The following is a 23,099-nucleotide window of genomic DNA, read 5'->3' on the forward strand; positions in this document are numbered from 1 at the left end:
TCAACCGCGCACCAGCATCACCGCCGCCGTGGCGATCAGGCATAGCGCGAACAGCGCGCGCAGGCGGCGCTCGGGCATCCGGTGCGCCAGTGCCACGCCCCACGAAATCGTCAGCATGCCGCCCAGCGAAAGCGGGATGCCGCTGACCCAGTCGACATGTCCGGCATGCGCGTAAGTGGCAAGGGCCACCACGGCACCGGGCGTCACGAGGGCCAGCGCCAGCCCCTGTGCGGCGGCCTGTCGCATGCCGAACAGGCCAACCAGCGCCGGCGCGGCCACCACGCCGCCGCCGACGCTGAAGAAGCCCGAGAACGCGCCGCCGACCACGCCGACCAGCGGAATCCAGCGCGGCGAGACGCGTGCATGCTGAGCTGTGATCGCCCGTCCGGGCAGCAGCCGCCAGAGAAAATACAGCGCCAGGCCGATCATGAAGCCGGCAAAGATGCGGCGCAGCAACTGCGCATCCATGGAAGTAGCCAGCCGCGCCGACAGGTAGGTCGCGAGTACCGCGCTGAGTCCGAGCATGAGCGCCATGCGCAGCGCGATATCGGCACGCTTGCGGTATTGCCAGAAGCCGATCAGCACATTGGGCGCGATCATGACCAGCGCCGTGCCCTGAGCGAGTTGCTGATCATCCATGCCGAACAACAGCCCGAGCGCGGGGATGGCAATCAAGCCGCCGCCGATGCCGAACAGGCCGCCTACCGCCCCAAGCAAACCACCCAACCCGAAAATCAACAGCGTAGACAGCAGGAAATGTTCGGGCATTGCAGGCACGGCGCAGGAACGGATGGAGGCGGGACGGAGGTGCGGCGGATGCGGGAGACATCATACGCGACCATTCCGGCACCCGAAGCCGGCCCTCCGCGACGGTCACCCCTTCAGCAGGCCATGCCGGCGATGCCATTCCTGCAGCGACTCCTCCGGCCAGGTGCCGCAACGCACGTGGCCCTTGCCGCGTGGTACATCCACCCACTCGGGGGCGAAATCTAGGGCGGCCTCGACCACATCGGGCGGCTTGGGCAGCGGGGTATCGATGGCCGATGCGTGGGGATGGACGAGGTGCGGCCAGCGCGGATCGAACAACCACAGCGCGCTGCCGCACTTGAGGCAGAAATGCCGTTGCGCCGGTGAACGCGTGGCGCGCTTGCCGGGTTCGCGCATGACGGCGTGGTAGATCCCCAGGTGCTTCTTGCCGCGTACGCGCAGCGTCGAGGCATCGCCGCCCAGATTGATGGCGTAGCCGCCGCTGCCTGCGGTCTTGCGGCAGATCGAGCAGTGGCAATGCATGAACGGATATGGAGAGTCCGACTCCAGCGAGAATTGCACGGCGCCGCAATGGCACGAGCCTTCGAGATGCATGACTGGCCTCCTGTTCAACGATTCGATGCCATTGACTTTAGAAGACGTGCCGTCAGGGGCCCAAGGTCAATGTGCGGCTTACGCTGCTACCTGGCGGATGCCGTGCAGCCGGTGCTGCACCCTGGCAGCCATACGGGGGAATTCGGCCGCAGCGATGCGCTTTTTTGCAGGATTGGCAAGGTAGCGCCGTCGCTACCATGCTGGCTCCCGAATACCCCGCAGGATCCCTTTCCGAATGATCAGGACACGTTTTCTCGCTGCGCTGTTGCCTGTCGCGCTGACCGCCTGCGGCGGCGGTGGAGGCGGTGGAGATAACTCCGCCCAGACGCCGATGGCGCCGCCGCCGACCGCTCGCGCACCGCAGACCAACGTGCCTGCGCCCACCTATGTCGCGGGCTCGGGTCGGCTAGTGATGTTTCAGGCGCTCAACGACGTGCGCGACGCGCTCGGCGTCGGCCTGCTGGCACAGGATGCCGCGCTCGACACGGCCGCCCAGGCACACGCCGAATACCTGCAGGCCAACCGGATCGTCGGCCATGACGAAGCATCCGCCAACGCTGGGTACTACGCCGACACGCCGCTGGCGCGCGCGCGCAAGGCCGGTGCTCCCGATACCGAATGGATTGGCGAGGTGGCGGCCGCACAAGGCGCGGGCGTCGACGTCGCCGCCGACGCCCGCGGCTGTTTCGACCAGTGGTACTCCACGGTCTATCACCTGCAGGGGGTGATCGACAATGCCGAGTCCGTGGGCGTGGGCTTCGTGCCTGCGCGTAACGGCTGGTTCAGCACGTGCGTGCTCATGTTCGGCACGAGTACCGCGGTGCCGCCCGGGCCGCAGGCCAACAGCACCCCTTATGCCGGCGGCCAGCAGATGGCTACGCATGCAATCGTGACGATCCCGCGCGCGGGCGAGGTGGCTGTGCAGCCCGGGTTCAATGCCGGTGGAGAACAGCCGAACCCGGCGCCGGACCTTTCCGCGCCGGGCCGCCCCCTGATGGTGTACGTGAATGGTGCCAACGGCGAAGTCCTGACGGTGTCGAGCTTCCGTCTGTTCGACGGCACCGGCGCCGAAGTGCCCACGCGCGCGTTGGTGTCGGAGGCCGCGAAACCAGGCTCGATGGGGTCGGCCGTGGCCGACCCGAACGGCCAGTACCTGCGGCGCAACGCGGTGTTCCTGCTGCCGCTTGCGCCGCTGAAGTCTGGCGCCACCTACACGGTGAGCTTCGCCGGCGCGCGCGCCGGCACGCCGCTGAGCACAAGCTGGTCGTTCACTACGGTGGCTGCCCCGGTACCCTGACCGGACGCTTTGCCGCAGCGGCTACAGCGCCCTGCGGAAGGTCAGGTTGATCCGTTTCTGCCCGAGCAGCGGGTGGTCACCATCGGCCAGCGGCGCCACGCCATGGAAGGCCAGGCGCGAAGGGCCGCCCCATACCACCACGTCGCCATGGGCGAGCCGTATGCGCGCAGGCCGGTCGGCGCGCCGCAAGCCGCCGAACAGGAACACAGCCGGCAGGCCCAGCGATACCGATACGATCGGGGCGCGAAGATCGCGCTCGTCGCGATCCTGATGCAAGGAAAGCCGGGTGCCCGGCTCATACCGGTTGATCAGGCAGGCATCCGGCGCAAAGCAGGCAAAGCCTGCCTCGGCCGCGGCACGCGTGGCCAGGTCGAGGAATGCCGCGGGCATGGCCGGCCATGGCTCGCCATCGAGCGGATCGCATGGATCATAGCGGTAGCCCGTCCTGTCGGAGACCCAGCCGGCCTGCCCGCAGTTGGTCATGGCCACCGACATGCGCAAGCCACCCGGCGTGATCATGTGGCGCCAGGGCGCTTTTGCAGCAATGTCTCCGATCTCGTCGAGCAATTGCGGCGCCTGCGTGCGCGCAAAGCCGCGCAGCACGACGGCACCTTCCGCAAGCGGCTCGGGCGCGCTGCCGGGAGCATACCCGTCTTGCGAGTTGTCGAGATTGTCGAAGAGGTCGAACGTCATGGGGCAGTGGCACAGGCAGGATGGCACGGCAACCTGGGGAATTATCGCTCCGATGCACCGGCGCCGCCGGAACGCTGTGGCACGGTGTATCGCGCACATTTTGATTCACTGCACTCGTCGGCCCTCGATCGGGAAAATCAGGGTTTATACTTAGCTCCACCTTCCTGATTCCTGCCCCATGACATCGCGCCCGCTCGATCGGGCCAGTTCGACCCGCTGCATCATGAAACGCTTTCTCGCCTTCAGTCTTGTCGCCTGGCTTGCCGCAGCCGTATTGATCTTCGGCGGGGATTCGCCGGCGATGATCGCGTTGAGCGGGGTAGTCGCGCTCGCGGGCCTGGACATCTTCCAGCCCTGAGCCGCCGCTGAGCTGAAAAAGACAAAGGCCGCCCGTGAGGCGGCCTTTGTCGTGTTGGAAGCGCCTGGGGCGCCACTCAGTCAGGCGAAGGTATCGACCTCTCCCTGTGCCAGCACGCGTGCCGGACGGGCGACCGGCGTGGCGGACGGGGACGCGGACTCGGCGCTGGCCAGGTTCGTGCCGAAGCCCGTGTGGCCGCGGCTGTTGCCGGCCTGCTGCTGTTGCTGCTGCTGACCGTTGCCGGTCTGGCCGGCAAAGCTGTCGGCGCCGACCGACGTCTGGCCGAGCTGGATGCCGTTTTCGGACAGTGCCGTGCGCAGGTGGGGAATTGCGGCTTCCACCGCGGCGCGCACGGCCTGGTGCGGCGAAACGAACTGCGCCTGGGCCTGGTCGTTGACGACGTTGAGCACAACCTTCAGCGGACCCAGGTTGGGCGGGTTCAGCTGCAGTTCGGCGCTCTGGCTGCCTTGCCCCGTGAGCCGGATCATCTGCTGGCCCAGCGCCTGCGGCCACTGCGTGTCGTTCAGCGGCGGCGCCACCACGGGGCGTGCGGCTGCGGCGACGGCTGCCGGAGCGGCGGAAGGCGACTGGTTGGCCAGTGCCGCGGCAATTGCCGCTGCAGCGCCGTCGTTCTGCGTGGGCACTGCGGAATCGGCCGTTTGCGCGGCGACCTGGATCTGTTGCGCGAACGGGGCTGCCACGGTTTTGCCGTCCTGCGCAGGACTGTCGACGCGCTGCAGTGCCATGTGCTGAGGCTGACCGGCGCCAGGCTGGCCCTGGCTGTCGGCGAACTGGCCGCCGTGGCCCTGCCGCATGTCAGCCGCCGCAGTCAGCGGCGCATTCGGCGTGGCGGCGGTCTGGGCGGCGTCAGTCGTGGCAGGCTTTGCCGAAGCGTCTGCCAGCACGGCGCGCTGCGACAGGATATTGGCAAGCGTGTCGGCGACAGTCGGAGCCGACTTGGCTGGGGTGGCCACCTGCACCGTTGCCTGGGCGGCTTGCGTATCGACCGTATCGGTATTCAGGTCCGCGAGCGTGGTCGCGGCGGCGCCGGTCGTATCGGTCGATGCGGCTGCAGGCGATTGCAGTGCTGCAAGTCCCGACGCTGCGGCGGTACCGGCGGCCGCGACGGTGTTGCTGCCTGCGGCAGTTGCCGGCGCGCCATCCGCGGCGACAGGGGCGGGCGTGGCCGGCAGCAGCGCGGCCAGTGCTGCCGCAGCGGCGCTGGCATCAGCCGCCTGCGCGCTGGTGTCCTCATCGTCATTGGGGTCCTTGCGACGGCCCGGCTGTGCGCCGGTCTTGCCGGCGGTGGCGCGCGGCGTGTCCTTGGCGTCGGGCGTCTTCGCGGTGTTGTTGTCGCGGGTGTCCTTCGCCGGTGCGACCTTTGCAGGCTGGGCCTTGGCACTGGAATCCTGGCTCGGCGCGGGTTGACTGTTGTCCTTCGCGCGCGACAGCGCACCACTGAAGGCGTTGTTGCCGGCATCTGCCGCTGCACGGCTGGCCGGGTCGGCCTTGGGAGAGGCGTTGCTGACGATCTGGCTGATATCGATCATGGGTGGATGCTTGTCCCTTGGGCTCAGTTGAGTCGGCTGGCGTTGTCACGGGCCAGTCGTGCGGCGTATTCGTCGTTGGCGCGCTGCTCGCGGCGCGCGGCGACCTTTTCCTCGCGGGCGTCGGCGCGCGCGATCAGGGTGTCGAACGAGTTCACGCGGCGCTTGTTGTTCTGCCAGCGGCTGCGTCCGGCCAGCAGGTCGGCTTCGGCCTTTTCCAGCGCGGTGGTCTGCTGGCGGATGGCGTGGTCGAGCGAATCAAGGAAGCGCGAGAAATCGTGCCAGCGCCCCGACGTCATCCCTTCCGCGGCCACTGCCTGCATGCGCTCGCGGTATTCGTGGCGATATTGCGTGAGCTGGTTGAGCTGGTTCTCGGCCTGCGTGCGCAGCCCCTGCAGCCGGCCCAGTTCGCGCGCGGCGGCATCGGTGTCGTTCTGGGCCAGCTCGGCCAGGGTTTGCAGAGCATTCGGTTTAGCCATATTCGCTCCTGTCGAAGAGGCTATGCAGCTGCCCGACCGCGTCGTCGTATTCCGCGCGCTCGTGGATGTCCTGCTGCAGGAAGGCTTCCATCCGGGGATGGAGCCGGATCGCCAGATCCAGCTCGGGATCGTTGCCGGGCACGTACGCGCCCACGCTGATCAGGTCGCGGTTGCGCTGGTAGCGCGACATCAGCTGCTTGAAGCGGCGCACCGAGCTGAATTGCTCGGGCGGGATCAGCGCGGTCATCGCGCGGCTGATCGACGCTTCCACGTCGATGGCCGGATAGTGGCCGGCCTCGGCCAGGCTGCGAGAGAGCACCACATGGCCGTCCAGGATCGCGCGCGCCGAGTCGGCGATCGGGTCCTGCTGGTCATCGCCCTCGGTCAGCACGGTATAAAAGGCCGTGATCGAGCCGCCGCCTTCCGGGCCGTTGCCGGTGCGCTCGACCAGCGTCGGCAGCTTGGCAAACACCGAAGGCGGATAGCCCTTGGTGGCGGGCGGCTCGCCGATCGCCAGTGCGATCTCGCGTTGGGCCATCGCGTAGCGCGTGAGCGAATCCATGATCAGCAGCACATGCTTGCCCTGGTCACGGAAGTACTCTGCCAGCCGCGTCGAATACGCGGCGCCCTGCATGCGCAGCAGCGGCGAGCAATCGGCCGGTGCCGCCACCACGACCGAGCGGGCGCGGCCTTCGGGGCCGAGGATGTGTTCGATGAATTCCTTGACCTCGCGGCCGCGTTCGCCGATCAGGCCGACCACGATCACGTCTGCGCTGGTGTAGCGCGCCATCATGCCGAGCAGCACGCTCTTGCCCACACCGGAGCCCGCGAACAGGCCCATGCGCTGGCCGCGTCCCACGGTCAGCATGCCGTTGATCGCGCGCACGCCGGTGTCGAGCACCGTCTGGATCGGCGCTCGCATCAGCGGGTTGATCTGTTCGGCGGACAGCGGGACTTCCTGCGCGGCGCGGATCGGGCCCAGGCCATCGAGCGGACGGCCGGCGGCATCCACTACGCGGCCGAGCATGCCTTCGCCGACCGGCAGGCGCTTGGAACCCGGCTCGCGCGGCGAGCTGGCGCCCTCCGGCTGCGGCGACGGCTCGAGCGGATAGACGCGCGCGCCGGGCAGCAGGCCAACCACGTCGGACTGCGGCATCAGGTAGAGGCGGTCTGCGCCGAAGCCGACGACTTCGGCTTCAGCCGTGCGCTGGCCGCCGGCATTGGCGCTGAACTGCCCCGCGGGCAGTTCGATCAGGCAGTCGCTGCCCACGGGCAGTCGCAGGCCAACGGCTTCCAGCACCAGGCCGGCAGCGCGCGTGAGTCGCCCGCAACTGCGCTTGCTGTCGAGGCCGGAGATGCCGGCCGATGCCTTGTTCAAGGCATGGCGCCAGTGCTCCGCGTGGGGCACCGGCGGCAGTTCGGGCACGTCGGTCCGGGCTTCCGTCGCAGCGTCAGTCATGCTGCGGCTCCCACGGATCGTCGCGGCCCAGGGCCTTCGCCACGCGTGCCCAGCGGGTTTCCAGCCGGGCGTCGCGTTCGCCGCTGGTCGCGCTGGCGATGCAGCCGCCACGCGTGACGGCCGGGTCTGCGCGCAGGGTCCAGCCAGCAGCTTCGAGTTCGCCCTGCATATGCGCTTCGACCAGCCCCACGTCTTCGGGATGGAGCAGCAGGCACGGCGAGCCGGTCAGCGCCGGTTCGCTGGTCAACAGCTCGCGCACGGCGGGCAGCAGGACTTCCGGATCTTCTTCCACTTTCGTGCGCACGAGCTGGCGCGCGACATCGAGCGCGAGCGAAACCAGCGCATCGGACACTTCCTGATCGACGCCGTCGAGCGCCTTGCGGAAGTTCGCGGCCAGTCCCTGCAGGCGCGTGGCTTCGTTGCGCGCGGCTTCGAGCCCGCGCGCATAGCCTTCGCGGTGGCCGTCGCCATAGCCCTGGGTCTGGCCCTGGGTATAGCCCTGTGCGTAGCCTTCCTTGCGCGCGCCTTCGCGCATGGCGTCGAGCGCCGCGAAGTCGATCGGCGGCGGTGCCGGTTCGGCGGGTGCTTCCTGCACGATCTCTTGCAGCGCGGCGCGCGGGTCCAGGGAACCCATCTGCCAGCGCTGCCAGCCGGCGCCGCGCGTGCGGCGCGGCGGCTCGAACGGGGCAAAGCCGCCAGCGTCGCCGCCGGCCTGGTTCTCGCGCAGTGCGATACGTGCGGCAAGGCCGCGCTCAGACATAGGCATCGTCTCCTCCGCCAATCTGGACTTCGCCGGCATCGGCCAGGCGTCTTACCACCTGCAGGATGGCCTTCTGCTCGGCCTCGACCTGCGACACGCGCACCGGGCCCAGCGCATCCAGGTCCTCGCGCAGCATTTCGCCGGCACGCGTGGACATGTTGCGGATGAACTTGTCGCGCAGCTCGGCCGGCGCGCCCTTGAGCGCGACGATGAGCGATTCGGTGGCAATTTCCTTGAGCACGCGCTGGATGCCGCGATCGTCGACTTCCATGAGGTTCTCGAACAGGAACATCTCGTCGATGATCTTCTGCGCCAGGTCGCCGTCGTGCAGGCGCACGCCGTCGATGACGGCTTCTTCGTGCGCGGTGCTCATCAGGTTGATGATCTCGGCCGCCGTGCGTACGCCACCCATGCGGCTGCGCTTCAGGCTCTGGCCCGACAGCAGCTTCGACAGCACGTCCGTCAGTTCCTGCAGCGCGCCCGGCTGCACGCCGCCGAACGTGGCGATACGCAGGATCACGTCGTTGCGCAGGCGGTCCGTGAACAGCGCCAGCACTTCGGACGACTTCTGGCGGTCCAGGTGGATCAGGATCGTGGCGATGATCTGCGGATGCTCGTCGCGGATCAGTTCGGCCACCGAGGTCGCATCCATCCAGTTCAGCGAGTCGATGCCGCTGCCCGGATCGCGCGATTCCAGGATGTCCTCGATCACCGACTGGGCGCGCTCTTCGCCGAGCGCCTTGTTCAGCACGCTGCGGATGAACGAGCTCGAATCGACGTTCAGCGCCAGGTATTGCTCGGTCTCGCCGCGGAACTCGCCGAGCACGCCGGCCATTTCCTCGCGCGTCACGGAGCGCAGTTCGGCCATGGCCGAGCCCAGTTCCTGCACCTCGCGCTGGGACAGGTGCTTGAACACTTCGGCAGCGGCGTCTTCGCCGATCGCCATCATCAGGATGGCGCTCTTCTGCAGGCCGGTAGCAGTGGAGGCGGCTTTAGCGGAGGTCATTGCCAATCCAGTTCTTGATTACGCTGGCAACCAGGCGCGGGTCGCGTTGCGCGGCGTCGCGCACCAGCGCGAGATCGCTTTCATACTTCGCGGCCAGCCGCAGAACTTCCGGATTGGTCGGTTCCTCGGGTGGCAGCAGTTCGGCCGTAGTTTCGGCGGCCGGAGTGGGTGCCGGCAGGGGCGGGGTGGTGTAGCGGCGCAGGATCGGGCGCGCAATCTTGAACCACGCGAACAGTGCCAGCAGCGCCAGCAGCAGATAGCCCGCGCCGGTCTTGGCCAGGTCGATCATTTCAGGTTGTTTCCACAACGGCAGTTCAGGCGTGACTTCGCGATCGACCGTGAACGGGCTGTTCACCACATTGATCGAGTCGCCGCGGTCGGCCGAGAAGCCCATGGTTTCCTTGGTCAGGTTCTCGATCTGGGCCAGCAGTGCAGGCGGCAGCGGCTGGGCAACCATCTTGCCCTTGGCGTCGGCCAGTTGCCGGTAATTGACCACCACCGCGACGGACAGGCGGCGCACGCCACCTGGCGCCTGCTGCACGTGGCGAACGGTGCGGTCGAGTTCATAGTTGACGGTCGAATCGCGACGGTTGCTGCTCGGGCCGGTCGATGCGGTGCTCGTGGCGGCCTGTGCCTGGCCCGCTTGGGCGCCTTGCGGCTGCGCGGGTGCGCCGGCCTGGCCCGGTGCCTGTCCGGCACGCGGCGTTTGCGCCGTGGTGATCGGTGCCGCGGCAGGCGCCGGCGGCTGATTGGACAGCGCGCCCGGCACGCCGCCCGGCGGCGTCGCACCCTGCTGGTTCGACTCGCTGGTCTGCTGGCTGCGGATGGCAGCGTGGGTCGGATCCTGGTTCGGCTTGTAGCTTTCGTCGGTGTGCTCGACGATCGAGAAATCGACGTCGGCCGTCACCTGTGCGCGCACATTGTCCTTGCCGACGATCGGCGTCAGGATCGATTCGATGCGCTTCAGGTAGTTCTGCTCCAGCGCCTGCACATACTTGAGCTGGGTCGCGTCGAGCATGCGCTCGTTGCCGCTGTTCGACAGTAGGTTGCCGTGCTGGTCGACGATGGAGATCGCCTTCGGCGTCAGTTCCGGCACGCTCGACGACACCAGGTGGCTGATCGCCGCGACCTGGCCTTCATCGATGGCGCGGCCGGGATAAAGCTGCAGCACGATCGACGCCGTGGGCTTCTGGCGCTCGCGCACGAACAGCGTCGGCTTCGGAATGGCCAGGTGCACGCGTGCGGACTGCACGGCGGCGATCGATTCGATCGAGCGCGCGAGCTCGCCTTCGAGCCCGCGCTGGTAATTGACCTGTTCGGCGAACTGGCTGATGCCGAACTTCTGGTTGTCCATCAGTTCCAGGCCCGTAGTGCCGCTCTTGGGCAGGCCTTGCGAAGCCAGGCGCAGACGCGTCTCATGGACCTTTTCCGCCGGGACCATCACGGCGCCGCCGCCTTCGGCGAACTTGTACGGCACGTTCATCTGCTGCAGCGACTGCAGCACCGCGCCGCCGTCGCGCTCGGACAGGTTGCTGTACAGCACCTTGTAGTCCGGCGCACGCGACCACAGCACGCCGACGGCGATGGCCGCAGCCAGCGCGGCGCCACCGAGCATCAGCGGCAGCTTGGGATTGGCCTTGAGGCGGTCGAGCACTTCGCCCGAGCGGCCGGGCAAGGACATTGCCGCGGTCATGCGCGCGCTCCGGCCATGGCCGGGCGATAGCCCCGATCGCTCTGGCGATGGTGGCCACCATGGACGTCGGCACGCCTTGCTTCGGCACGGCTCACTTCAGGCTGCTGAGAAAACACGCGTACTCCCGGGAGGGTTGTTCTGGAACACCGCGCCGGATTGGCAAACGCAAGGCAAAGCCCGCGCCTTTCCGGCACGGTAGCGATGATCGGTCAACGCGCTTGCGCACAATCTGGTGAATAGGCCGGGTTTTCCTCCCGATTTCGGCTGATGGCGCGCGGCGGGCGGCAGGTACGCTTGGCCCCGCTGAAATTGGGTGGCAAGCGCGCGCGATGGGACTGCAATGTGAATCTTGCGGCACGTCTCGACGGTATTTGCGCGGCTACCTGTCGTCTAACCCATGTCTAACCACAGGATCCGGCACCGATGCTTCCACCCGGGCCGGCAGGGGAACCCGCTTCATGACCACGCTCTCTCCCATCGAAGGCATGCTGCAGCAGCTGCGCGGCCTGGCCCAGACCGCGGCCGGCACCAGTTCGCAGGCTGCCGCACCGGCGGCCTCCGGCGGCTTCGCCGGCGAACTGCAGCGCAGCCTGAGCCGCATCAATGCCACGCAGGAACGCGCCTACGGCCTGTCCGAAGCTTTTGAACTTGGCAAGCCGGGCGTGGCGCTCAATGACGTGATGATCGAACTGCAAAAGGCCAATGTGTCGTTCCAGACCGGCGTGCAGGTGAGGAACCGGCTGGTGCAGGCGTATCAGGAAATGATGAATATGCCGGTGTAAGGCCATGCCGGCATGGCGCCGGCAAACCGGATGTCAGGCAGCCCCTGTGCCGCGAACGCGGGCAGGGGCTGTTTCCATTCAGGGAACAACGGGATCAGACCGGAGCCTCGGGGCCGGATTCCAGTTGGTAGAGCCAGGCAAGCAGCTCCGCAATGGCAACGTACAGTTGCGGCGGGATATGGCTGTCCAGGTCCACCTGCATCAGCAGGTTCACGAGCGTGGGAGAGCCGTGCACATAGACGCCGGCTTCCCGCGCACGGGCAATGATGGCCTCGGCGACGACGCCATAGCCCTTGGCCACCACTCGAGGTGCCTTGTCGTCCGTCTGGTACGACAGTGCGATGGCGGCGCCGCGGTTCGGATCGGCTTCGCTCATGCCGCGCCTCCGTTTTCCATGCTGTCGCGTGTTTCGACGTTCAGGCGCTGCAACGCGATGCCTTGCGCTTCGAGCTGGCTGCGCAGCTGCGGACGCGCCGCGATGAAGCGCGCGGCGACATCGGTCTCGGCCGTTGCCAGGCGGGCTTCGAGGCCATTCGGACCGAGTGTCAGCACGGCCTCGACCATGCCGAGCTTCGGCAACTGCAGCCGCAGACGGCTGGACCACTGCCGCGCATCCGATGCGTCTTGACTGGCCGCGTCGTCTTCATGGCGCGTGATGTCCCATTCCATCGGCGTGCCGGGCCACGCTTCGCCGGCGAAGCGGAACTGTTGCGTAGCCAGCAGTTCCAGCTGCTGGCGCACGACACCTTCGGTGGACGGGTGAATGGCTGGTCCCTGCGCCGCTTGCTGTTGCGCGGGCTCGGGGCCGGCACTCAGGTCCATCAGCACGCTGTGGCGTGGCGCGGCGGCTTGCTCCGGGGCGCGCCCCGCGTCGGCCGTGGCCTGGTAGGCCTGCGTGGCGACCGAGCCAGCGGAAGGCCGGGACGGCATGCCATCCGGCGATGCCTCTCTGCTGTAAGACGCATGCGAGCCCATGCCCTGGCGTACGCCTTGTTCGAACGGCGCGTGGTTGTGGGCGACACGCGGGTTGCCTGGCGCTGCCAGCGCTTCGGCAAGCAACTGCGAGGCAGGGATGGGGACCGGGCCGGCGGCGCGTGGCACATCGGCGGCCGTGGAGCTGTTGGAACCTGACGGGCCGCTGTACGTCAGCATCGGCGCCTCGGGTCCGGCTTTCGCACCCGGCGGCGCGAAGGGCGCATTAGGCAGCAGCGGCTGGCCGAGCGGGGCTTGCGGCTGTTGCAGGATGCTGGCCAGTGGCCGCGAACCCGCAACCCATTGCGCCAGGTGCGATTCGTAGAACAGTCCGCTCTCATCCACCTTATTGGCCAGCGCCGTCGCCACGGTTGCCGTGTTGCCGGTCGTCGGCGGAGCGGGAAGCAAGGGGCCAGCCGAGCGCAGTGGCTGCGCAGGCGTGCCGTCCATCAGCGTGAGGATGGCGCGCGCGGCAAAGCTCAGCGACTCGCGCGTGGAGGCGCCGGGCAGCAGCGTGGCCTGGCCCGGCTGGCCATTGGCAGCCCTGGCGGCCTGGCTGTTGCGGATGGCCTGGTCGGTCGAGTTCTGCACGCCCGACTCGGATGCGTCCAGCACGGGCTGGAGCAGCGCAACCTTGTCGAGCGTGGACAGGCCCGTGCGCAGTTGTTGCGGATCGAGCGTCTGGACGGAACTCAGTCCGGGAGGAAGATGGATGCCGGTCATGTTGCCGGGACAGACGAGCGGCGGGCCTCTTGGGACTCGCCGCGCAAAGCGTTACGCCGTCGCGCCGTAGGCGGCGGACAGGTCGAACTGGCGGCGCGAGCTGGTCAGCAGGCTGCCAATGCGGCGGAGTTCGGGCATGGCCAGGTCACGGATACGCGCGTCGTACGTCAGGATGCGGTCCAGCAACTGGTAGCGGCGCATGCGCTCGGCATCCGAGAGCGACGCTTCATGGTCGAGCTGGCGCAGCCGGTCGACCAGCACCAGGTAGCCGCTCTGCAGTTCGGCGACGGTATCCCAGTCCGCGGCCTGCGCGGCTTCGAACATGCGGCCAGACAGCACGAGGATTTCCTCGTAGCAGGTGACGATGGGAGAGAATTGAGCCATTTCGGTAGCCTTGCAGCGTAAATTATTGCTCTGCCTGCTGGGACGTCTCGTCGATCTGCGCCCAGGCCGAAGCCAGGCTTTCCAGCAGCCGGTCGACTTCGTCGAGCATGTCGCCATCGCTGTGCAGGTTGGCCAGCATCAGGCGCCGCACCATGTATTCGTACAGCGACTCGAGGTTGGCGGAGATCTCGCCGCCCGCCTCGTGGTCCAGCACGGCGCGCAGGCCGTTGTCGACGATGTCGATGGCCTTGGAGATGGCATTGCCGCGCGCCACGATCTCGCCGTTCTCCAGATGGAACTTTGCCCTCGCGATGGCAGCGCGCGCGCCGTCATACAGCATTGTGATGAGCTTGATGGGACTGGCACTCATGGCGCCGGTCTGGACCCCAACCTGGGCGTAGGCGTTGATGGCTTGGCGGGCGAACATGGTTTGCTCTCGTTAAGGCGGTTACTTGCTCGATGCGTTGTTCAGCGCGGTGAACTGCTGCGTCAGGTAGCTGCTGGTGCGATTCATCTGGCTGACCATTAGGTCCAGCTGGGTGAACTGGGCCTTGTAGCGGTCCATGGTTGTGTTGATACGATCCTGCGAGTCGCTATAGTTCTTTTCCAGATCCTTCAGCGTCTTGGTGATGCCGTCCTGCGCGGTCTTGAGCGAACCGTTTGTGGCCGACAGGCCGTCAACATAGCCGCTTACCTGCTTGCCGATGCCGCCGGTGCCCGTGGTGCTCGAGAACATGGCAGTGACGCCGGCAAGATTGTTGTTGAGCGCCTTGGTCAGCTTGGTATCGTCAACCGACATGGTACCGGTCTTGCCGTCGAATTTGATGCCAATATCTGCCAGCGAGATAGAACCGCCGTTGCCGTCCGGCATGGTGCCGCCAAGCATGGAGCGCAGGCGCATCTGGATGGAGCGCAGCGTGCCGTCGCCGGTCAGTGGCGACGAGCTTTGCTTGGACGTATCGAATGCAGTGAGCGACTTCGCCGTGGTCTGGATATTGTTGTACGCGGTAACGAAGGCCTGGATCGACGACTTGATCGAATCGTAGTCACGCGTGACCGTCAGCGAGGTGGTGCCTTCCTTGGTCAGGTTCATCGTGAGGCCCTGGCCGGCGTCGACCACGGCATTGCTCTGGCTGACGATATCGATGCCATTCACCTTCAGCGTGGCATTGGCCGGGGGCACCTTCTGCTCCATGGCATTCGTCGTTGCCGAGGGATCGAAGCCGACGATATTGTTCAGCGCCGCACTGCCCGACGACACGCGCATGGTGGCCTGCGTGCCGGTCTTGTCGGAGGTCAGCACCAGGCGATACGGGGTGCTGCTGCCATCATTGATGATGCTGGCGGTCACGCCTACGCCGGCCTTGTTGATGGCGTCACGGATATCCTGCAGCGAGGCGTTGTTCGCAATCGTGACCTTCTTGGTGCTGGTCGGTGTGGCGGTCGGATCCGCCGCGAGTGCTTCGCCGAAGTCGAAGACGATCTCGCCGCTGGTGCCGGCAATGGCAGCCTTCTGATCGGCAATCTGGCCGCTGACCAGCGATTGCGCGGTAGCCAGCGTCTTGACGGTAATGCTGTAGTTGCCCGGTACGGCGTTGGATGCCGTGGTCACCGACATGATGTCAGTCGAGCCCACCGTGGCCTTGACGGCACCGAACGTCGTGGCGTCGCCAAGCTTCTTGGCGGCGGCCTGGTATGCAGTCAACACGCTCTGCACCTGCCCAAAAGCCGACAGCTTTGCCTGGAAGCTCGTGGCCCGCTTGTCGATGGCGTCGAGCGGTGCCTGCTCGGCGGTTTTCAGTTGGTCGAGCAGGCTGGTCAGGTCCAGGTTCGAGCCGACGCCAAGGGCGGAGATCGCTGCCATGTTGTTTTTACCTCTTCTTCAATTGACGTGACTTCGTATGGTGAGCGCGCTTACACGGCCTGGCTGACGAACAGTCCCTGCAGCTTGTCGATGGCGCTTGCGATTCGCAGTACCTCTACGGTGGGCATCTGCCGGATCAGTTCGCCGGTTTCCTTGTCGACCACCTTGGTGATGACGCGGTGCGTGCTTTCGTCGATCTCGAAGCGCAGGCTGATCGACGTTGACTTCAGTGCCTCGACCAGTTCGCCGACGGCAGCGGAGGTATCCACCGAACCCGCCGCGCCAGTCTTTCCGCTGTCGTCCTGGCCATTGCCAACAACGGGAAAGGAGACGCCTGTCGGTGCCTGGACGCCAATGGTGCTGGCGGGCACATCGGAAGGAAGTCGCACTGCGACCGGAGTCACTGAAGAAGGAGACGCCATGATTTGCTCCATCCGGTTTGGCGTGAATCAACATCGGAAAGAAACGCTTTGCAGGCAGTGGTCTGCCTGCAAAACGCTCCCGGCAAAAAGGCCGGGCCTTGCGGCCCAGCCTTTTTTGCCAGCGCAGGTGCGATTAACGCAGCAGCGACAGCACGCCTTGAGTGGTCTGGTTGGCTTGCGCCAGAACCGAGGTACCAGCCTGTTGCAGGATGTTCGCGCGGGTCATGTTCGACACTTCCGTTGCGTAGTCTGCATCCTGAATGCGCGAGCGCGAAGCCGACAGGTTCGTCACGGTCGTGCCCAGGTTGGCGATGGCCGAGTCAAAACGGTTTTGCACGGCACCCAGCGAGCTGCGCAGGTCGTCGACCTTCGACAGGGCGGCGTCGATGGCAGCCAGCGGGTTTTGGGTAGCGGCCGACAGCGGCTTGCTCGAATCAAACGTGACGGTTGCCGTCGGGGTGGCGGTGGTCGTGCCTTGGGCGGCGTCCTTGACGGTGATCGTGGCCGCGTAGAAATCGGTGCCGTTCTGGACGAACCAGCGGCCGTTGTCATCTTGCACCAGCGTGTTGGCGGTGCCGCCGTTCGCATCCGTGAACGTCATGTCCGCTGCGGCGACGTCGACGCTGGCGCCGGTGTTGTCGCGGCCCTGGACCACAGCATTTTCACCAGTGGCGGTGTTGGCGCTGTTATAGGCGTACGGCGTCGTGGTACCGGCCGACGACGGGCCGGCTACGTTCAGGGTGTTCAGGCCCAGCGTGGTGGCGTTGATCTGCTTCAGGTCGATGCTGATGGTTTCGCCGTCGTTGGCGCCAACCTGCACAGCCATCTTCGAGTTGCTGGCCAGGACCTTCACGCCGTTGAACTGCGTCTGCGACGAAACGCGGTCGATTTCGTCCAGGCGTTGCTTGATTTCAGCCTGGACCGAAGCCAGGTCGGAGCCCGAGTTCGAACCGTTGGCGGCCTGCACGCTCAGTTCACGGATACGTTGCAGGTTGTTGTTGACTTCGGTCAGTGCGCCTTCGGTCGTTTGCGCCAGCGAGATGCCGTCGTTGGCGTTGCGCTGGGCTTGGGTCAGGCCGCGGATGTTGGCGGTGAAGCGGTTCGCAATGGCTTGGCCAGCAGCGTCATCCTTGGCGCTGTTGATGCGCAGACCCGACGACAGGCGTTGGATCGCGGTGTTCAGCGACGATTGCGAAGCGTTCAGGTTGTTCTGAGTCATCAGAGACAACGAATTGGTATTAATGACTTGCGCCATTTACGACTCCTGTATGCAAAGTTTTGGGCATTCCGGCAGTTGCCGTAACGTTGGCTGCCTGCTTTGCAGGGCGTAGAGTGCCTCCGTTGTTTGGGTTATCGACAGGTGTCGCGAAAGGTTTAGAGTGACTTTTTCGCAGGATTGCAACAGCCGAGATGGCCGCGGCTCGCTCGTTGCGGACGGCTGCAGCGTGTCTGGCGCGGCCGCGTTGTGGCCGTACTTCAGCGCCGCCGGCGCTTGCGCGGCATGTAGATGGGTACGAAATCCGGCGAGGTGTCGGTTTCGGGGGCGGGCAAGGCTTCGCCGCCAGCGCTGGCCTGCGTGATCATGGCAATCGCATGCTTGTATACGACCACCGGCCTGGTGTCCTGCATGTCCTTGCCAAGCAAGAGCAGGTAGTCGTCCAGGGCGAGCACTACGCCTTGCAGCCGGGTGCCGTTGCACAGGAGCACGACAACCGGGATGCGGCTTCCCGCGTGGAGGCCGAGTTGCTGGTGCTGCAGTTTCCGGCTGTCTCGTGGGGGCCTGGTTTCCTTCTTCACATCGACTCCGGAAGAGCCCGCAGGGGTTCTGGCGGCTGGTGGCGATCGACCGACCGGTGCCGATATTCAGTATGGCCCGGCCAGCGCAATGGGAGAAACATTCGCTCTCGGCACCGGCATGGGAATGCTTCCCGCGCGCCACGCCGCCGACGGGGCCGTGTTGCGGACCACGGGGTTCGACGCGCTTTTTGGCGACCGGTGCGGTCGGGGAGAAGGGGAATACTTCAGCGGCGAGAGTAACAAATTTTTACAAACACAGCAGAAGTCGGCCATCTTCGAGAATTAGAGGTTTTCCTCTAGACGGCTCGTTGCCAATATCGACACTCTTGAGGTAGCGGTCTGCCGGCCAACGGCCGACAGACGCGCTGCGGATTCCTGGGACGCTTGTATGCCCTTTGTATTAACATAAGTGCACACTTACATAGTGCGATCCCAATTCGAGCGAAACCTTGTGCCGTCGCGATAAAAGTGATTATTTCATCGCATTCAACTAGGGCGTTCACTGATAGAAACGGGATTTACACCTCATGTAAGCACGTTTATATTCATACCAGAGCTAACTGGCTCTGAGCAGTCCTGGAAAGCCTACGAGCACCCCGCGCGTGGGCTTCTTTTTTTGGGGCTCACGTCGAGCCGGCAGCACCTTGCGGTGCTCCGCCATGGGGCCATCGGGATGCCTGGCAGGATTAAAAGGCACACCGCAACCTGCCCATTCATGGAAATGCGGCCACTTTCCATGCCAATTCCAAATTCCCTTCAAGAAGTGTTCGGTCATCGCCGATAGGCAGCCGTGCGCCGGTTGTCAGCAGTCACGTCCAGTGACGGCTCTCACGCGCGCGCATGACAAAAATATCAATCACGGAGTGTTTGGAGGGAGTGAGATGGCCTGGTTGCGAAACCTTGGCATAGGGACCCGCCTGTCCCTGGCCTTTATGCTGGTGGTGCTGTTGCTGATTGGCGTCGCGGTATTTGGCGTGACGTCGCTGGCTGGGATGAACGCATCCTTGCACCTGACCGTGGAGGGTCGCCTGCTCAAGGTGATCGACCTTGGCCATGTCAAGCAAGACGCGCTCGAGATCGGCGTGATCGTGCGTGACGCGGCCCTGACCGAAGATCCCGCGCTGGTCCAGCAAAATACGCAGCGCATCGACGGCATGCGCAAGGAGATGGGCGCGACGCTCGATGCGCTGGGCAAGCTGATCGCCGCTTCCGGCCGTCCCGACCTGCAGAAGACCTTTTCCGATCTGACGTCCGCGCGCGAGGCCTACAACGGCCAGCTCGACATGGTGCTGCGCCAGCTCGGCGCGGGCGAGTTCGCCGGCGCGCGGGCGGCCCTTGTGGTGACGTTGCCCGCCGCGCAGCGCCCGTACTTCGAAAAGCTCGATGAGATCATGGACGGCGGCCGCAACCTTGCGCTGGCCGCGGTCAAGCAAGCCGATGCGGGGTTTGTCTGGACCCGTAATGTGCTGCTCGGCCTGACCGCGCTGGCCGTGCTGCTCGCGGTGCTGATGGGCACCGCCATCACGCGGTCGATCACCGGTCCCGCGCGCGAGGCACTGGAAGCCGCCGAGGCGCTGGCCACGGGCAATCTGCGCCACACGTTCAACGTGCGCAGCAGCGATGAAATGGGCCGCATGCTGGCGGCGCTCGAACGCGCGTTCCGCCACCTGGCGGCACTCGTGCATGGCATCCAGCAGGCATCGGGCTCGATCGACGGCGCCACGCGCGAGATCGCCCGCGGCAATACCGATCTGTCGCAGCGCACGGAACAGCAGGCTGCGTCGCTGGAGCAAACCGCAGCATCGATGGAGCAGCTCACGTCGACGGTGCGCCAGAACGCCGACAACGCGCGGCAGGCCAACCAGCTCGCGGTCAACGCGTCGGATGTGGCCACGGAAGGCGGCCGCGTCGTGCGCGATGTGGTCCAGACCATGGACAGCATCTCCAAGTCGTCGTCGCAGGTGGCGGATATCACCGGCGTGATCGAGAGCATTGCGTTCCAGACCAATATCCTTGCGCTCAACGCTGCGGTCGAGGCGGCGCGCGCGGGCGAGCAGGGGCGCGGCTTTGCGGTGGTGGCGTCAGAGGTGCGCAATCTCGCGCAGCGCTCGTCCGCTGCCGCCAAGGAAATTGCCGAGCTGATCGGCGGCTCGGTGCGGCAGGTGCAGGACGGTGCGCGTCAGGCCGAACAGGCGGGCAAGACCATGGACGACATCGTTGGGGCGGTGCGTCGGGTGACGGACATCATGGGCGAGATCTCGGCGGCCAGCACGGAGCAGACTTCCGGCATCGAGCAGGTCAGCCTGGCGGTGACGCAGATGGAAAGCATGACGCAGCAGAACGCCGCGCTGGTCGAACAGGCCGCCGCTGCGGCGGAGAGCCTCATGCAGCAGGCCGGGGGCCTGGTGAACGAAGTGGGCCGGTTCGACGTCGCACAGGGATCCCCGGCGACGCTCGCGCTGGATGCAGTCGTACCGCCGCGCCAAATCGACCCCGCGCCGCTCCCGCCGATGGCGAACCCTGCAGCCCTGGCCGCCCCGCGTGCCCGTGCCGCAGCCGTGCCTGCGGCCACGCGTCCGCCGGTGCAGCGCAAGCCACAATCGCAGGCTGTACTGACCAAGCGCGCGCCGGCCGTGCCCGCAAAGGAGCGTCCGCCGGTCGGCCGACAGCGTCAGGAACCGGTGCTCAAGACCGCCCTGCGACGCCCCGCCGGTGCCACACAGACGGCCATGGCCGACAGCGGCGACTGGGAAACCTTCTGATCCGACCGTAGCAGTCCCTTCACCATTGCGCCAGCGCCCTCCACGAGAGCGCCGGCGCGAATGTCTCAAAGCGCCTACAATGGCGGCTCTTCCTGATCCTCGTAGCAAGAGCAGGCCGGTCCACCTGGCGCATGCGGCGCCTTACGGCCGCCATGCCTGCCGCCGCTGGTGCCGATGACCGCCGTTCCTTCCCAGTCGCCGCACGCGGCCGATACTTCGCCTTCCTCGTCCTCCCCAACCGTCCCGACCGCCACCAGCGAACCGCCGGTCATGCAGATCCTGTTCGGGCTGATGCTGGCCATCCTGCTCGGCGCGCTGGAACAGTCGATCGTCGCGGTAGTGCTGCCCGAGATCGCGCTGCAGCTGCGCGGCTTCGAGGACATGGCCTGGGTGATCTCGGCCTACCTCGTCGCCTCGACCGTGGCCACGCCGATCTACGGCAAGCTCTCCGACGTGCTGGGCCGGCGCTCGGTACTGTCGTTTTCCATCCTGCTGTTCATGGTCGCCTCGGCGGTGTGTGCGCTGGCCCAAACCATGCCGCAGCTGATCCTCGCGCGAATCCTGCAAGGCCTGGGCGGAGGCGGACTGATCTCGGTGTCGCAGGCGGCCATTGCCGACGTGGTGCCGCTGCGGGACCGCGGCCGCTACCAGGGTTACGTGAGCGGCGTGTGGGCGGTGGCTAGCATGGCCGGGCCGGTGATCGGCGGGTACCTCGCGCATTACCTGTCCTGGCGTTGGATTTTCTGGATCAATCTGCCACTGGCCCTGCTGGCGCTGGTCGTGGTGCGCCGTGCACTGCGCTTCCTGCCGGTCAGCGGCCGGCGCCATCGCATCGACTATCTCGGCGCGCTGCTGTTCGGCGGCGGCCTCAGCGGCGTGCTGGTGTTCCTGACGCGGCTGGGGCAGGGGCATTCCCCGCTGCGGACGGATTCGCTGGCGCTGCTGATCGCCGGCCTTGTCGCCATCGCGCTGTTCGTCTGGCAGGAAAAGCGTGCGGCGGATCCCGTGATTCCGCTGGCCATGCTGGGCGTGCCGACCGTGGCGATCTGCTGTGCCACGCTGTTCTTCTGCTTCTTCCAGCTCATCGCCATGTCGGTGTTGCTGCCGCTGCGTTTCCAGGTAGTGGGCGGAGCCGCGGCCGATGCCGCTGCGCTGCGGCTGGTGCCGCTTACGCTAGCGATTCCGTTCGGCGCCTACGCGTCGGGGCGCATCATGTCGCGCACTGGCCGCTACAAGCCGCTGCAGATGGCGGGCGCCTCCGTGGCGCCTCTGGCGATTGTCGCACTCGCCTTTGTCGATCCGGCCGCGGTCTGGCTGTGCGTGCTGGTAATGGTGATTCTTGGCTTTTCGATCGGCTTGCAGCTGCCGAGCGGCCTGGTCGCCACGCAAAATGCCGTGCCGCCTCAGCAGGTGGGCATTGCGACGGCACTGACGGCGTTTTCGCGCATGCTCGGTGGCGCCGTCGGCGTGGCGGTGCTGACCACTGTGCTGATCGCGCTGCTGCGCCATAGCGGGATGGCCGTGACCGACCTGGCCGGCGGCGAGGACGTGCTGATGAGCATGTTCCGCCGCGCGCTGGCCCCTGACACCCCGGCCGCCGACGCCGCCGCCGTACGACAGGCCGCCGAGTACGCCTTCCGCCTGCTGTTCCTGATGAGCGCGGCGGTGTCGTTGCTGGCACCGTTCCTGGTCATGCGCCTGCGGGAAGCCACCTTGCGAGGCAGCCCCGCGGCGGCCGAGTAGCCCTCGGTCTCAGGCGCCGCGCGCCACCCGCCGCCGCGCGCGCGCCGCCAGCCCCGGCCCCAGGGCCCAGCGCAACGTCGGGGCCAGCACCCGCATGCCGGCCAGCGATGCCGGACGGCGTATCGATGGCCCGTCGAGATCGAGCATCCGCCGCGCCCAGTCAGGCAGCAGCGCAATGCCCGCGTAGGCCATGACGCGCACCGCCGGCAGCAGCATCGGGTTGGCCACCGGCATCTTCATCACCAGCCGCGCCACTTCACGCGTGCGCGCGCTTGCTTCCAGCTGCGGCCGCATTGCCTCGAGATAGGCGGCAATCGCCGCGCTGGAGCGGGGCACATCGGACGCGCCCAGTAATTCGGCAATCTGAGCGACTTCGTCGTAATAGCGGTCCTGCTCGGCGTTGCCAAGCGGACCTACATAGCGCAGATACCCGGCCATGAAGCTCGATACTTCAGCCACGTGCACCCATGTCAGCAGCGCGGGGTCATCGGCGGCGTAGGGCCGTCCGTCGAGTCCGCTGCCGCGGATGTGCGAGTGGATACGCCGCACGCGAGCGATCAGTGCCATGGCGTCGGCGCGGCTGCCGTAGGTCGTCCCCGCGATGAACTGGGCGGTGCGGCCCAGCCGCCCTTGCATGTCGGCCCGGAAGGTCGAATGGTCCCAGACACCAGCCAGTGCCAGCGGGTGCAGTGTCTGCATCAGCAGCGCGCTGACACCGCCGGCCAGCATCGCGGGAAAGTCTGCATGCACGCGCCAGCAGACCGCATCCGGGCCAAACAGCCCCGGGTCGCCGGGCGGGTTGTCGTAGTCCAGCGTCAGGCCGGAATTGCTGCGGGTGAGCGCGCGCACCTGAGCGCCGGCCTCAGAGCGCAGGCGACTCGAAATGCGGCTGATGAACTGGCCGTGGCCGCGGCCAGCCGTGGGGTCGGTGGAGGCTGACAAGATCGGTGGATGCGTTGGAGGTCACGGTCAGGATACACGGGAAGCCGGTGGCGT

General features: G+C 66.5%; 24 protein-coding genes. 5 read left to right on the top strand and 19 right to left on the bottom strand.

All coding sequences use genetic code 11. The annotated features are described in order from the left end of the window. Together K2O51_RS08195 and K2O51_RS08200 are read right to left on the bottom strand one after the other, a co-directional pair. Entirely contained in the window at nt 1–768 is a 768-nt protein-coding gene (locus K2O51_RS08195) for a sulfite exporter TauE/SafE family protein (protein WP_011301220.1), read from the bottom strand. 105 nt (nt 769–873) lie between these two features. Next, nucleotides 874–1,362: a GFA family protein gene (locus tag K2O51_RS08200; protein WP_011301219.1), complete on the bottom strand. Its 489-nt coding sequence runs from the start codon at nt 1,360–1,362 to the stop codon at nt 874–876. 235 nt (nt 1,363–1,597) lie between these two features. Here K2O51_RS08200 and K2O51_RS08205 point away from each other — a divergent pair, with 235 nt between their 5' ends. Further along, entirely contained in the window at nt 1,598–2,659 is a 1,062-nt protein-coding gene (locus K2O51_RS08205) for a CAP domain-containing protein (protein WP_140949402.1), read from the top strand. 21 nt (nt 2,660–2,680) lie between these two features. Here the strand turns inward: K2O51_RS08205 and alkB are convergent, their stop codons facing one another. Then, nucleotides 2,681–3,352: a DNA oxidative demethylase AlkB gene (gene alkB / locus K2O51_RS08210; protein ID WP_220630051.1), complete on the bottom strand. Its 672-nt coding sequence runs from the start codon at nt 3,350–3,352 to the stop codon at nt 2,681–2,683. A 223-nt stretch (nt 3,353–3,575) separates the two neighbouring features. On the opposite strand from alkB, the gene K2O51_RS35545 reads away from it, so the two are divergent. Further along, on the top strand, nt 3,576–3,710 hold the full coding sequence (locus K2O51_RS35545; RefSeq protein ID WP_041680593.1) for a hypothetical protein: 135 nt from the start codon (nt 3,576–3,578) through the stop codon (nt 3,708–3,710). Nucleotides 3,711–3,790: 80 nt separating this feature from the next. On the opposite strand, the gene K2O51_RS08215 is transcribed toward K2O51_RS35545, so the two are convergent. Genes K2O51_RS08215 through fliF form a run of 6 tightly spaced genes read right to left on the bottom strand, consistent with a single transcriptional unit; the run spans nt 3,791 to nt 10,654 of the window. Beyond that, nucleotides 3,791–5,260 (bottom strand): flagellar hook-length control protein FliK, encoded by a 1,470-nt coding sequence (locus K2O51_RS08215; RefSeq protein WP_220630052.1) that lies wholly within the window; start codon nt 5,258–5,260, stop codon nt 3,791–3,793. Between the two features lie 23 nt (nt 5,261–5,283). After that, nucleotides 5,284–5,736 carry a flagellar export protein FliJ gene (gene fliJ / locus K2O51_RS08220; RefSeq protein ID WP_011301215.1) on the bottom strand — a complete coding sequence of 151 codons (453 nt, stop codon included), beginning with the start codon at nt 5,734–5,736 and terminating at the stop codon, nt 5,284–5,286. Further along, nucleotides 5,729–7,195 (bottom strand): flagellar protein export ATPase FliI, encoded by a 1,467-nt coding sequence (gene fliI / locus K2O51_RS08225; protein WP_220630053.1) that lies wholly within the window; start codon nt 7,193–7,195, stop codon nt 5,729–5,731. Before fliI ends, fliJ begins: the two co-directional genes overlap by 8 nt. Beyond that, the gene (gene fliH / locus K2O51_RS08230) at nt 7,188–7,961 is read right to left on the bottom strand and encodes a flagellar assembly protein FliH (protein WP_220630054.1); all 774 of its coding nucleotides are present in this window, start codon (nt 7,959–7,961) and stop codon (nt 7,188–7,190) included. Before fliH ends, fliI begins: the two co-directional genes overlap by 8 nt. Continuing rightward, nucleotides 7,948–8,961 (bottom strand): flagellar motor switch protein FliG, encoded by a 1,014-nt coding sequence (gene fliG, locus K2O51_RS08235; RefSeq protein WP_011301212.1) that lies wholly within the window; start codon nt 8,959–8,961, stop codon nt 7,948–7,950. Before fliG ends, fliH begins: the two co-directional genes overlap by 14 nt. Next, entirely contained in the window at nt 8,948–10,654 is a 1,707-nt protein-coding gene (gene fliF / locus K2O51_RS08240) for a flagellar basal-body MS-ring/collar protein FliF (protein ID WP_220630055.1), read from the bottom strand. Before fliF ends, fliG begins: the two co-directional genes overlap by 14 nt. A 458-nt stretch (nt 10,655–11,112) precedes the next feature. On the opposite strand from fliF, the gene fliE reads away from it, so the two are divergent. Then, on the top strand, nt 11,113–11,436 hold the full coding sequence (gene fliE / locus K2O51_RS08245; protein WP_011301210.1) for a flagellar hook-basal body complex protein FliE: 324 nt from the start codon (nt 11,113–11,115) through the stop codon (nt 11,434–11,436). Nucleotides 11,437–11,530: 94 nt separating this feature from the next. Here fliE and K2O51_RS08250 read toward each other — a convergent pair whose 3' ends face one another. The 8 genes from K2O51_RS08250 to K2O51_RS08285 form a co-directional block, all read right to left on the bottom strand. Then, the gene (locus K2O51_RS08250) at nt 11,531–11,812 is read right to left on the bottom strand and encodes an EscU/YscU/HrcU family type III secretion system export apparatus switch protein (protein ID WP_011301209.1); all 282 of its coding nucleotides are present in this window, start codon (nt 11,810–11,812) and stop codon (nt 11,531–11,533) included. Beyond that, the gene (gene fliK, locus K2O51_RS08255) at nt 11,809–13,131 is read right to left on the bottom strand and encodes a flagellar hook-length control protein FliK (protein WP_220630056.1); all 1,323 of its coding nucleotides are present in this window, start codon (nt 13,129–13,131) and stop codon (nt 11,809–11,811) included. Before fliK ends, K2O51_RS08250 begins: the two co-directional genes overlap by 4 nt. A 51-nt stretch (nt 13,132–13,182) precedes the next feature. Then, nucleotides 13,183–13,515, bottom strand: coding sequence for a flagellar protein FliT (locus K2O51_RS08260; RefSeq protein ID WP_011301207.1), 333 nt, complete (start codon nt 13,513–13,515; stop codon nt 13,183–13,185). A 22-nt stretch (nt 13,516–13,537) separates the two neighbouring features. Continuing rightward, entirely contained in the window at nt 13,538–13,942 is a 405-nt protein-coding gene (gene fliS, locus K2O51_RS08265; RefSeq protein ID WP_011301206.1) for a flagellar export chaperone FliS, read from the bottom strand. 21 nt (nt 13,943–13,963) lie between these two features. Further along, on the bottom strand, nt 13,964–15,379 hold the full coding sequence (gene fliD / locus K2O51_RS08270; protein ID WP_011301205.1) for a flagellar filament capping protein FliD: 1,416 nt from the start codon (nt 15,377–15,379) through the stop codon (nt 13,964–13,966). A gap of 50 nt (nt 15,380–15,429) precedes the next feature. Beyond that, nucleotides 15,430–15,801, bottom strand: coding sequence for a flagellar protein FlaG (locus K2O51_RS08275; RefSeq protein WP_011301204.1), 372 nt, complete (start codon nt 15,799–15,801; stop codon nt 15,430–15,432). Nucleotides 15,802–15,934: 133 nt separating this feature from the next. Further along, the gene (locus tag K2O51_RS08280; protein ID WP_011301203.1) at nt 15,935–17,056 is read right to left on the bottom strand and encodes a flagellin FliC; all 1,122 of its coding nucleotides are present in this window, start codon (nt 17,054–17,056) and stop codon (nt 15,935–15,937) included. Nucleotides 17,057–17,277: 221 nt separating this feature from the next. Beyond that, on the bottom strand, nt 17,278–17,598 hold the full coding sequence (locus tag K2O51_RS08285) for an RNA chaperone Hfq (RefSeq protein ID WP_011301202.1): 321 nt from the start codon (nt 17,596–17,598) through the stop codon (nt 17,278–17,280). 881 nt (nt 17,599–18,479) lie between these two features. Between K2O51_RS08285 and K2O51_RS08290 the strand changes: the two genes are divergently transcribed. Further along, entirely contained in the window at nt 18,480–20,360 is a 1,881-nt protein-coding gene (locus K2O51_RS08290) for a methyl-accepting chemotaxis protein (RefSeq protein ID WP_140949409.1), read from the top strand. 74 nt (nt 20,361–20,434) lie between these two features. Here the strand turns inward: K2O51_RS08290 and K2O51_RS08295 are convergent, their stop codons facing one another. Further along, nucleotides 20,435–20,632, bottom strand: coding sequence for a hypothetical protein (locus K2O51_RS08295; protein ID WP_140949410.1), 198 nt, complete (start codon nt 20,630–20,632; stop codon nt 20,435–20,437). On the opposite strand from K2O51_RS08295, the gene K2O51_RS08300 reads away from it, so the two are divergent. Further along, nucleotides 20,631–22,103, top strand: a complete 1,473-nt coding sequence (locus K2O51_RS08300) for an MDR family MFS transporter (RefSeq protein ID WP_220630057.1) — start codon at nt 20,631–20,633, stop codon at nt 22,101–22,103. The two genes, K2O51_RS08295 and K2O51_RS08300, sit on opposite strands and share 2 nt — an antisense overlap. A gap of 9 nt (nt 22,104–22,112) precedes the next feature. Here K2O51_RS08300 and K2O51_RS08305 read toward each other — a convergent pair whose 3' ends face one another. Then, the gene (locus tag K2O51_RS08305; RefSeq protein WP_041680294.1) at nt 22,113–23,045 is read right to left on the bottom strand and encodes an oxygenase MpaB family protein; all 933 of its coding nucleotides are present in this window, start codon (nt 23,043–23,045) and stop codon (nt 22,113–22,115) included. Between the last annotated feature and the right edge of the window lie 54 nt (nt 23,046–23,099).

The organism is Cupriavidus pinatubonensis, assembly GCF_019602855.1.
Lineage (GTDB): Bacteria > Pseudomonadota > Gammaproteobacteria > Burkholderiales > Burkholderiaceae > Cupriavidus > Cupriavidus pinatubonensis.